Here is a 12720-nt window from a genome sequence, read left to right on the forward strand (position 1 = left end):
TGGAAGAGAAAGGTGATTTAACCTTTCTCTTTTTTCATTTGAAGAACAAATACTTTATTTAGATAAATATATTTCATTAAGTTTCTCACTCAATAACCAACCTTGTTTTTTCAATACTACCATCTTTCATTTTTATAACAAGTAAATAAATCCCTGCAGGACATTCAGAGGTAATGCTTGCCCCTGGTGAAAGCTTCCATAGTTTACCATCTGTCGCATATAAGGTAAGCTCAGATATATCATCCGGATCGTTAAGATAAAATGTACCTGATCCGGGGTTTGGATATATGGCAATCATATCACTTGAAAAATGTTCTTTAGACAATGATGTGATATCATAGAAATAAAGGTACTCTGTGTCTTTGCGGTAAAAATAAGTTACAGGATCCCATATCTCCCTAAGCGCGCTAACCATTTTACCATTCTCCAGTACGCGTGTATTGAGGTCAGCAGGAACAGCAAGTGATTGGTTGTTCTGAAATTCTTCTCTATATTTTTCATAACCTGTTTCATCATAATAAACTTCAAGCCTGTCAATGTTATTAGAAGTTTGCTTAACAGAAAATTCATCATACTCCCACTCTATATGAGAAATAGTATCATCTGAAGTTCCAACACTGTAAGATGCAAGTTTCCTGTTTTGCCCGTCATAATTGATCGTTTGAAGTATAGTATCACTTGATGAAAAGATACTAACAAAGGAAGATAAAAGTATAGAATCAGGAATCAAATCATTATATCTATGAAAGCTTAGCTGGGAACGTCTTTCTCTCAGACTAGCATTTCCATTAAGTACACGATAAACTGAAATAGTATCCAATACATTCTGTTTGTATCCAAATTCCGTTATTTCACTAAGAGCAAGATCTCCGGCACTAAATGAATAGGTTTGTTTTTCAACCCTTACAACTTGTCCTTTATCATTTCTCTGATATTTCCACCTTATTGAAGGATTCTTAATGACTCTTTGTCCCTCTGAGACATCCCAGAAATTATGTTCCTTAAGGGCTCCATATGTATCATATATCCACTCTTCATCCTGCCTCCAATTGTCAACATCTGTCTGTTGCTGATTTCTTACAAAATAAACCAGTCTGTTATTTTCATCATATTCAAAGGAGCATGTAATAGTAACAGGTCTGGGATCAATGATGGATTGAAATATTGGAGGCACATCATCCAGCAATCCTACATTGGTTTTAACATGCTTCTTTACCCTTCCTTGTGCGTCAAACTCAATAAAATGATTGTAGTAATGAGCTTTTGTCTGGGTATGATATTCATAATAATACTCCTCTACCTTTGGAGGATGGCCATATAATGGTAGGTTCTTTTCATAGTAAAATGGTAGATCGGGCTCCTGACTGTAAGCTGAGATGGACAGAACTATAAAGATGAGCACAGCAAATAAAGTCTGGATTTTAATCCTATATCTGACAATAATATATGTAATATTTGTAAGGCAGTTGAGGGAGAGAAGTACCATGATTATATGATTTTTATAATTCAGAAGATTCGAAGTTAAATGATTGTAATTGTAATTATAAAATATTTTTTTGGATTTTCTTTGTTTACTAATTTACCCACTATTATATTAGCGATCTCATTACTAGTAAAATAGTAAAGAATTTCCCTTCCCTAATTGATGTTTTTAAAGAACCTGTAAAGGCTTACGCCTTTGCATGATACTCCTTTGTACCATGGTTCTTTTTGCTTTATTCCCACCAAAAGCAAGATGTTATATTAAACCCATTTTAACATGAAAAACACATTGTCGAGAAGGTCTTTTTTAACCATTGACAAAGATCAGGACCCCCTTTTAAAAAACATCAGCCCCCATGCCAGAAAGAGTAATGATGGCATTGTGAATGCCCGATCACAAGGCGACAATTGCACTACCACCACTTCGGGTGTTAGTCCATATACCGGCACATTTGGAAGAGCAGAGCTCATTCATCTGCTTAAGCGCACTATGTATGGGGTAAAAAAATCTGATTTGGATTACTTCACCGGAAAGCCTTTAACAGAGGTGGTAAATGAGTTGACAGGCAGCATGCCTACTGCAATTCCCCACTATCCTTTGCGGGAATACGATTCTACTGTAGGCAAAAATGGTGATGGTTCTGTAGATTGGGGTGGTGTAGCTCTTGGAAAAGAATGGGGCCGGCCCGAAAACATACTCTCCGGAAGTGGCGGCCAGCTAGGGATTTCAGATCCTACTGCCGATAATTTCTGGAGAGACAGATCTCTTCAGAAATGGAACATAGGTATTGCATTGAATCAGGGACGAAGTGTCTATGAAAAACTCGTCCTCTTCTGGCTCAACCATTTTGCCATGAATTCCATTACGCTTAATTACTCCCAACGATCTTTTCTTTACACAAAGCTTATCAGGGAAAATGTCAATTCTGACTTAAGGGACCTTGTAAAAGGAATCACCAAAGACCCTGCATACCTGATGTATCTTAACGGTCAGGACAATACTGTCAATTATCCGGACGAAAACTTTGCCCGGGAAATTCAGGAACTTTTTTGCATAGGTAAAGAAGTACCATTCGACAAAAGGTATACTGAAGATGATGTAAAGATTTTTGCTCGTTGCCTTACAGGTCACAAAGGCATTATCTTCAGACAAGGTGTCACTTATAACTTTTTGGGTGCTGATTATGGATTTCAGCCCTCCGATCATGACTATGGATTAAATAACAATCCTGCAAAGCCCGCAAAAAAACTATCTGCGTTCTACAGTAACAAAACAATAACTGACAGTACCCGGAATTCTGCCACTGCCGGTGACAGCGAATTAAACCAACTGGTAGATATCATGTTCGATGATACCGACAAAAGCATTGCTACCCTAACAGGTACTGAATTCCAGGGTTGGTCCAGAGCTGATATTGTTGCCGACTTTATTGTAAAGAAATTATACAGATGGTTTGTATTCTCATATATAGATGACAATATAAAAGCCAATGTAATTAAGCCTCTGGCTAACCTTTACAAGCAGAACAACTTTAAAATACTACCGGTAGTAAAAACACTCCTCTCAAGCCAACATTTCTTTGATATGCGACATAGAGGAGCTATGATAAAAACACCTTTTGATGTAGTCATAGGTTTACTGAGAACAACCAACGGAGAATCACTTGTTAATGCAACTGATGTAAAACAACGCTATAATCACTTTAATGCATTGCATCAGCAATCATTAGGCATGGCAATGGGTGCGATAGAATCTCCAAATGTTGCAGGATGGTCTCCATATTATCAAATGCCTCAGTTCCATGAACTCTGGATTAACTCTGATACATTACCAAAACGCCAGGACTTTGCCAAACGCTATTGTGGTAATGGAGGTGGAGGCACATGGTCTTTTGATGCATTTCAACCTACACTGAACCAAATAGAATTTTGTAAAACACTGACAGACCCCTCCGATCCAAATGCTCTCATAAATGAGTTGAGTGAATTGTTTTTAGGAATTCCTCTTACTTCCAATCAGAAAAGCACAATCAAGATGCAAACGCTGCTCACCGGACAGACTACTGATAACTATTGGACTCAAGCCTGGAATGCTGCAGCTGCTTCCGGTGCTACTACCCAACAGAAAAATGTAGTCACCACAAGACTAAAATCTTTATTTGACGTGCTTGTGAGGCTGGAAGAATTTCAATTAACCTAAAACATAACATACAAATCTATCAACTATGAACCGTAGAAAATTTATAAATAACGGAATAAAGGCTTGTGCTGCAACAATGTTTTTAGAACAAATCATGAGGAGCCAAAGTCTTTACGCTCAAAGTTCTTTTCTTAATGCTATCTCAGGCTCCTGCACTGACAACATTTTGGTTGTTGTGCAACTATTTGGAGGAAATGACGGCTTGAATACATTTATACCATTAGATCAGTACTCAACTTTACAAGGAGTAAGATCAAATGTAATGATTGCAGAAAACAATCTTAGATTTGCTACTGCTGTCAATAACGGTATGGCAACTCTTGGGAGTCGTAAAACCACAACGAGTAAATATGCAGACCTTGCATTTCATCCTGCTATGGAAGGGTTATATGATTTGTTTGAAGCGGGGAAAATGTCAGTAGTAATGGGATGCAGCTATGACAATCCTGACTTTTCACACTTTAGAGCTACAGATATATGGATGATGGGAGCAGACTCTAATGAGTTTCTATCATCAGGATGGATTGGAAGGGAATTGGAAAGTGTATATGGTGGCTATGGATTCCCGGATCCATCAGAACTACTTAAAAACGGATATCAAGATCCTCTATGTATCAACATGGGTTCAGTATCTCCACTTGCTCTGAATGACCTGACTGGTGTAGCTGCCGGAGTATCAGTTACGTCAATCACAAATGATTATCCCCTTTTAGGTGGATATGGTGATCTAGCCCCTCAAACTTGCGCAGGAGACGAGTTAACTTATTTAAGAAAGGTTTCAGTAGATACAGATAAATATAATGCACGAATTGTAAGCGCAGCCAGTAAAGCACCAGACAGCTCATTCCCTAAATCTCTGTTGTACGGAAATGACCGTTTGTCCACTGATTTAAGAAACGTAGCCAGGTTGATCAAAGGAGGACTACAAACACGAGTGTATACAGTTTACCAGGGAGGGTTTGATACACATACAGGTCAGGTCGGAGGCAACACATATGATGGTACACATGCAGGTTTGTTAAATAGCGTATCCAGAGCAATATCGGGTTTTCAACAAGATGTAGAAAAAATGGGTATCGCAGATAAAGTAATAGGGATAGTTTTTACTGAATTCGGAAGAACCGTAAGATCAAATGGCGGCAAGGGAACTGACCATGGGCGTTCCACTCCTATCTGGTTGTTTGGTTCCTCGTTAAAAGGTGGACGTTATGGTTCTAACCCTGTATTGTTAAATCCAGACACCAATAAAGTTGAAACACAAGTACCTATTCAATTTGACTACAGAAGTGTATATTATTCAGTATTGAAAGACTGGTTCTGCCTTACAAATTCGCAGCTGGAAGCTGTATTTGGGGGAGCTACTAAGACGGCCAAATATGCAAGTCAATACCATGACTTGTTCCGCACTGGTACAGTAACTTCTAATACTGATCCGTCCAATATAGAACGAATAGATAAGCTACATGATGTATTCCCGAACCCTATTGAGCAATCAGGTACCATTTCATTCAATACTACAGGTGGATCAATAACATTAGAGGTGATTGATACTAAAGGCAATAAGGTCAGATCATTGATGGATAAAGAAATAAGTCAGGGTTATCACGAAATGTCTTTTGAAAAGCAGGATTTGAAGCCAGGAGTATACTTGGTGAGAATGCGTAAAGATAATTATCAGTCAACCAAAAAATTAGTGATATATTAATTAGTGTGATTACATTTTTTGCTGGTGCAATGTTCCGAAGTTGTTGCACCAGCTTTCTTTTAAGCTGAAAGCGGAAGGCTTAAAACTTTTTTTAAAACGACCAAGAGTTCCTCAATACTCACATACCAATTATTCTTAATGACCAATCATAAATTGGAAATCATTTGGTAATAATAAAAATCATACAAATCATATCAATAGTCACAGAAGAGAGTGCTGTGTTTTCAGGTGCAAATGATTTGATCTACTATCAATGAATGATAGCTGGTTCTAAACAAGGCTTCTTTAGGTGGTTATTTAGGCTAAAAATACTCTTTACACAAAAAAATAGTCCGCACCCAGGTACGGACTATTTACTTCATAAGGATCTCCTAATTTATTCGAATTAAACTTTCATTACAATTATTTAGCTGAAATTGAAGGCGTAATAAGAACGAATTCAACTCTTCTGTTATTAGACTTTCCTTCCTTAGTAGTATTAGTATCTATAGGCTTAGACTGTCCAAAACCTCTTGACTCAAGCCTTTGGCTATCTATACCCATTTTAATCAATGCTTCTTTGATAGCTTTTGATCTGTCATCAGATAAAATTTTGTTCTTCGTCGGATCACCATCGCTGTCTGTATGACCTTCAATACTGAACATCAATTCAGGGTGTTCTTTCATAACAGTAGCAATCTTCATGATCTCAGGGAATGACTCCATTTTAATAGTTGCCTTTCCTACGTCAAACAAAATATTTCTGGTAACGAATTTACCTTGACTCATGATTTGATCATAAAGCGTCATACCTTCTTTAGGTGTACTTACAGAACAACCATTAACGTCTGTAACAGTAACAGAATATTGCCCCATCTTCAATCCGATTACATCTTCAGTAGTTTTTCCATTGCTCCACTGATAAGAATAAGGACCTACACCTCCATTAACTGAAATAAAGATAGCACCGCTGCTGTCACCGCAACATTTAACTGTCCATAGAGAGTCAATTTTAAGTGAAAGCGGATTAGGCTGTGTGATATCTACAGATACAGAATTAAGACAACCATTAGCATCACTTATCAAAGCAGAATAGCTTTCTGCAGGAAGATCAAAAAGGTCTCTTCCGTTAGTAGCATTGCTCCACTGATATTTATAAGGAGGAACTCCACCTTCTACATCAAGAGTAATCGATCCCTTTTTCTCTCCATAACACAATATATCTGTAACTTTGGCAATTTTTGTTACAAATAAAGGAGGTTCAGTAACTCCTGCTGTAATAGTGCTTATACAACCATTTCCTTCTGTAATGGTCAGTGAATAATCCCCTGCAGGGACTCTTATAAGATCCTGAGAAGTAGCTCCATTGTTCCACTGATAGCTATAAGGTGGTACACCTCCACTAACACTAACATGAATTTCACCTGAAGTATCTGCATTACATTTCAGATTCATGATAGCATCTAATGACTTCACAAGCATTGCAGGTTGCTCAATAGTAGTTTTAAGTGTTTTGCTACATCCTAAAGCATCAGTGATAGTCACAGAATAGTCTCCACTAAGAACATTCTGTATATTCTGAGAAGTCTCACCATTACTCCATTTAAATTTATATGGAGCAACTCCACCTCTTACAGATACGATGACTTCACCTTCACTAAGACCATTACATTTCATATGACGAACACTTTCAATAGCAGTTACTAGTTCTGCAGGTTCAGAAATATCAGCAGTCAGAGTCTCCATACAGCCATTATGATCTTTGATCTTAACAGTATAATTTCCAGCAGATAAGCCAGATATGTTCTTCACAATAGATCCATTACTCCAGTTATATACATATGGTTGAGTTCCACCAGTTACGGAAATATTAATAGATCCCTGACGGCTTCCCTGACAAGAGATGTTGCTTACAGAATCCAACTTCACGGAAAGTAAAGACGGTTGTTTAACATTTACTTTGATACTATTATTAGTACAACCATTTTTATCAGTAACAGTGAGGTTATAATCACCTGCTTCAATTCCGGAAATATCCTGAGTTGTAGCTCCATTGCTCCAGTTGTATGAGTATGGTTCAACTCCACCAGCAACAGTAACATTTATTTCACCAGAACTTTCACCAAAACACTTAATATCTTTTAGATTATCCAATGTAGCAGAAAGTAATTTAGGTTCCTCTATAGTAGCTTCTGCCTTTGCAGTACATCCTTTCGCATCCGATATCGCTAAATTATATTTACCCGATTTTAAATTCTGTAAATTCTGAAGTGAATCTCCACTATTCCATTTGAACTTATATGGAGCAGTTCCACCTGATACAGAAAGGTTAATTGATCCTGATTTTTCACCTGCACACATGTTACTTTTCACTGAAGCGATACTAGCCGTCAATAATTCCGGTTCAGATATTGACTCTGCAACTGTTTCAGTACATCCGTTAGCATCTATGATTTTTACTGAGTAGTTACCTTTGCTCAAACCAGTAATATCCTGACCCTTAGCGCCATTGCTCCAGCTATAACTATAAGGTGCCACCCCACCTTCAACTGAAAGATCAAGGGCTCCTTTATTATCACCAAAACAAGATAGATTCTTAACATCAACTATTTTTGCAGTCAGTACCGACGGTTGTTTCACCGTAACTTTCTCTGAATTTATACAGCCATTCTTGTCTGTAATGCTTATTGAATATGTTCCAGCAGCTATACCGCTCAAATCTTGGGTTCTGGCACCATTATCCCATACAAAATTATATGGAGGAACACCACCAGTGATCGTCGTGGTTATAGATCCTGAATTATTATCAAAACAAGAAAGGTTTTTAACTTCAGCTACTTTTAATTTTAAAGTAGAAGGTTGTGTAATATTAGCTTTTAAAGTTTGAGTACTTCCATTTGCATCTTTAATCAATACAGAGTAAGCACCCACAGGAATATTCGTAAGATCTTCTGTACTAGATCCGTTGCTCCAAGTATAAGAATAAGGAGGGTTACCACCGGTTACTGCAATATTAATTGCACCTGAAACTTCCCCAGCACAACGAATATTAGATACTGATTCTATAGTTGCCACCAAAGAAGAAGGTTCTTCGATAACAGCACTTACTGATTTCAAACATCCATTGGCATCTGTAATTAGACATGTATAATTTCCTGCCGGGGCTGCAGCTAAATTCTGAGCAAAGGTACCATTACTCCAGCTAAACTTGTATGGAGCAACTCCACCAGAAACTGAAACAGCAATTGCTCCAGTGTTTTCTCCATAGCGGATAATGTTTTTTACAGATTCGACTTTTGCAACTAAGCTTGTTGGTTGGTTTACTGTAGCTGAAATAGTTTTACCCAAACAACCATTTGCATCAGAAAGAGTGACAGAATATGAACCGGCCCCTACTTCTGTTAAGTCTTGAGTAGTTGCTCCGTTACTCCATTTATAAACATAAGGTCCTGTACCACCAACAACAGTGATGTTTACAATTCCACTTTTTTCGCCATTACACTGAACATGCTTCACAGACTCCAGAGATTGAGTTAATACAGCAGGGCTTGAAACCTTAGCAGATAAAGTTTCTATGCAACCTTTAGCATCTGTAATAGTTACAGTATAGCTCCCTGCTGATAATCCTTTAAGATCTTCAGTAGTTGCTCCATTACTCCATTTGAAATTGTATGGAAGGGATCCACCTTTAACAGAAATATTAATTGAGCCAGTAGTATCTCCATAACATGGAATATTTTTAACGGCATCAACTGAAGCTGTTAACATAGCAGGCTGATTAATCTCCTGATTTAAAGTGGTGATACAACCTTTTGCATCAGAAACCCTTACAGTATAGTTTCCAGCAGGAACGTCCATAATATCTTCAGTAGTAGCGCCGTTGCTCCAGGTATAAGAATAAGGACCAACACCACCTTTTACTGAAACACTGATTGCACCTTTTTTCTCTCCATAACAATTGATATGTTTTGCAGCTTCAAGAGTTACAATAAGAGCAGGAGGCGCTGTGATATTTGCGGTTAAAGACTTTAAACAACCATTGGCATCTGAAACTTTTACAGAATAATTACCAGCAGAAACGTTTGTCAAGTCTTCCGTTTTAGCACTATTACTCCAGGCATAAGAGTAAGGACTAGTACCACCCTTAACAGAGATATTTACTATACCAGTATTCTCACCATTACACTCAACATTTGTTATCGATTCGATGGAAGTAATGAGAGTAGTTGGTTGAGATATATTAGCTGAAATATTTTCAGTACATCCATTCGCATCAGATACTTTCAAAGAGTAAGAGCCAGCTTTTAATTTGGAAATATCTTCAGAAGTAGCCCCATTAGACCATCTATAAGAGTAAGGCGTTACCCCTCCTTTAGCAGATACCTGAATTGCTCCTGTGCTATCACCATGACATTTAACATCTGTCACACCATCAAGATTAGCTTGAAATAATACAGGCTCTGATATTTTAGAGCTAGTTACTTTTTTACATCCAACAGCATCAGTAACTGTTACTGAATACAAGCCAGCTGGAACATCTAAAATATTCTGAGTAACCGCACCATTATTCCAAATATATGTATATGGAGTAACACCACCTTTAACTGTAATATTTACAGCTCCTTTACTTTCACCAAAACATTTAATGTCTTTAGATGATTCTACAGAAACTTCCATCAAAGAATTTTGATTGATTTTCGCAGATAAAGTATCCTTACATCCATGAGCATCTGCAATGCTCACAGAATAGGAACCTGCCTTAACACCCACTAAGTCCTGAGTAGTAGCTCCATTATTCCATTTATATGAATAAGGAAGAACACCACCAGAAACTGAGATATTAACAGCACCTTTGCTGTCTCCATTACAATTAATATTCGTTACTGCTTCCAAAGTAGAAACTACTTTAGTTGGCTGAGTAATGGTAGCACTTAGGGAATTAGTACATCCATTAGCGTCTGAAACATTTACAGTATAACTTCCAGCTACCGCATTACTAAGGTCTTTTGAAGTTGTTCCATTGCTCCATTTATATGTATATGGAAGAACACCACCTGCTACTGCAATGTTTACTGCTCCATTATTACCACCATTACAGCTAACATCCTTTAACGATTGCTTATCAACAGTAAGAGGAGTTGGTTGAGCAATACTTGCTTTTACAGTTTTAAAACACCCCTTAGAATCTGTTACTTTAAGAGAATAATCACCGGAACCGATATTAGCAAGATCTTTTGTTGTAGAACCGTTACTCCATGAATAAGTATATGGAGCTATACCACCATTCACTGAAACATTAATAGCCCCGGATTTATTTCCATGGCATAGGATATTTTTAACTTCTCCAACCTGCAATGCAATTGCAGGAGATTCAGTAATTGTTGTACTAACAGAAGTTAAACAACCATTGGCATCTTTAATTTCGGCTGAATAATTTCCAGCAGGAATATTAACCAGATCCTCTGTAATTGTTCCATTACTCCATTTATAAGTATAAGGCTTAACACCACCGCCCACTGATATATTCACTGATCCTTTGTAATCACCATTACATAAAATATTTTCCACAGCTTCTACTTTTGATGTAAATGGTTCAGGTTGATTGATAACAAAACTTAAACTTTTAGTTATGCCATTAGCATCTATTACTTCAACAGAATAATTTCCGGCACCAACTCCTGATAGATTCTGTGTAGTCGCACCATTATTCCATCTAAATTTATAAGGAGCCACGCCACCATTTACAGCAATCTGAATTTCTCCTTCTTTGTTTCCATTACACTTAACATCTTTCAGATTATCAAGCTTTAAAGAAAGCAATTGAGGCTGTGTGATATTTACTATAACAGTTTTACCGCATCCGGTAGCATCAGATACTATAACTGAATAACTACCAGCCTGAAGTCCTGAAACATCTTTAGTAGTTGCGCCATTTGTCCATTTATAAGAATAAGGAGGAACTCCACCATCCACTTTAATATTTATCGATCCATCTTTTCCACCGAAAAAGCTAACATTTTTAAGTTCACCTAATGCAGCACTTAACAATGGAGGCTGATTAATTGTAGCAGATATAGTTGTTTTACAACCGTTAAAATCAATTATGTTTAAAGTATAAGAACCTGCAGTGATACCTGTAATATCTTGTGTTGTTGCACCATTGCTCCACTTGTATTTAAAAGGTCCCACGCCACCATGAACTGAAACATTTATTGCACCGCCTTTATCTCCATTACATTTGATATGCTTCAATTCATCTATCTTTAAAGTCAGCTTCTCTGGCTCTTTTACATTTGTAGTTGATGCTTCCTGGCAATTATTTGCATCTGTTACCACAACATAATATTTGCCGGCTGGCACGTTATGAAGGTCTTCCTTTGTTGATCCATTGTTCCACAAATAACGATATGGTGGAACCCCACCTGAAACCGAAATATCAACTTTTCCAGTGCTATCACCACTACATTTTATATTTGAAACATCATCAATAGACCTTACAATTAAAGGTTTTTGCTCAACATTTACTGATAAAATCTCCTGACAGTTGTTAGCATCAGAAACCAAAACAGAATAAGTACCAGCTGGTACTTCATGGATATCCTGAGTTGTAGCACCATTACTCCAACTATATTTGTATGGTTCAACACCTCCCTTAACTGATATTTCTACCAATCCTTTCTTAAAACCAAAACATAATATATGCGCTACAGAATCTGTTTCTACACTTAATTTAGAAGGCTCCGAAACTTCCACTATAATTGAGTCCTTACATTTATAAGAGTCTGCAACATAAAGTTTATATGTTCCTGCTTTAAGACCAGTAATATCCTGTGTTGTTGCACCATTACTCCATTTGTAAGAATACGGAGGGATACCTCCGGTTACATTTATATCAATGGCACCTTTATTGTCGCCATTACATAAGTTGTTCTTTAGATAGACTAGTTTAACTTTAGTCAAAGTTGATTGAGTAATCCTCACTCCTGAACTATTTTCATCAGTCTGCCCATATCCATGAGAATACATGAATAAAAGCAAGAGAGAAAATAATATATGCTTAATCTGTCGTTTTAAATGCATATAATTAGGTTATTGATATAATAATTGCTGTTGAAAAATTTGTGATCCAATAAACCATCTTACTTTCCTATATGTAAACATTCAATATATGGCTATCTCTCCCTCTATTAAAGAGAATGAATCACAAGAATTTTATATTAGGAGTACTGATTTAAAGTAAATATGCAATACAGGAACTTATCGGATAAAATAATACCTGTATATATTGATTTAGCTGATGATTGACTGAAATAGAAGTTTGTTTACTCAAATATCTAAATTCATTTTGTCCAAA

General features: G+C 37.0%; 4 protein-coding genes. 2 read left to right on the forward strand and 2 right to left on the reverse strand.

Annotation, left to right across the window (positions count from 1 at the left end):
• Positions 1-85: 85 nt before the first annotated feature.
• Positions 86-1486: a T9SS type A sorting domain-containing protein gene (locus tag K350_RS0101190; RefSeq protein WP_028978360.1), complete on the reverse strand. Its 1401-nt coding sequence runs from the start codon at positions 1484-1486 to the stop codon at positions 86-88.
• Positions 1487-1759: 273 nt separating this feature from the next.
• Here K350_RS0101190 and K350_RS0101195 point away from each other — a divergent pair, with 273 nt between their 5' ends.
• Positions 1760-3682, forward strand: coding sequence for a DUF1800 family protein (locus K350_RS0101195; RefSeq protein ID WP_028978361.1), 1923 nt, complete (start codon positions 1760-1762; stop codon positions 3680-3682).
• A gap of 25 nt (positions 3683-3707) precedes the next feature.
• Entirely contained in the window at positions 3708-5387 is a 1680-nt protein-coding gene (locus K350_RS26900; protein ID WP_081670840.1) for a DUF1501 domain-containing protein, read from the forward strand.
• Positions 5388-5789: 402 nt separating this feature from the next.
• Here the strand turns inward: K350_RS26900 and K350_RS32185 are convergent, their stop codons facing one another.
• Complete coding sequence (locus K350_RS32185) at positions 5790-12446, reverse strand: OmpA family protein (RefSeq protein WP_156026811.1); 6657 nt, start codon at positions 12444-12446, stop codon at positions 5790-5792.
• Between the last annotated feature and the right edge of the window lie 274 nt (positions 12447-12720).

This window comes from Sporocytophaga myxococcoides DSM 11118 (assembly GCF_000426725.1).
GTDB lineage: Bacteria > Bacteroidota > Bacteroidia > Cytophagales > Cytophagaceae > Sporocytophaga > Sporocytophaga myxococcoides.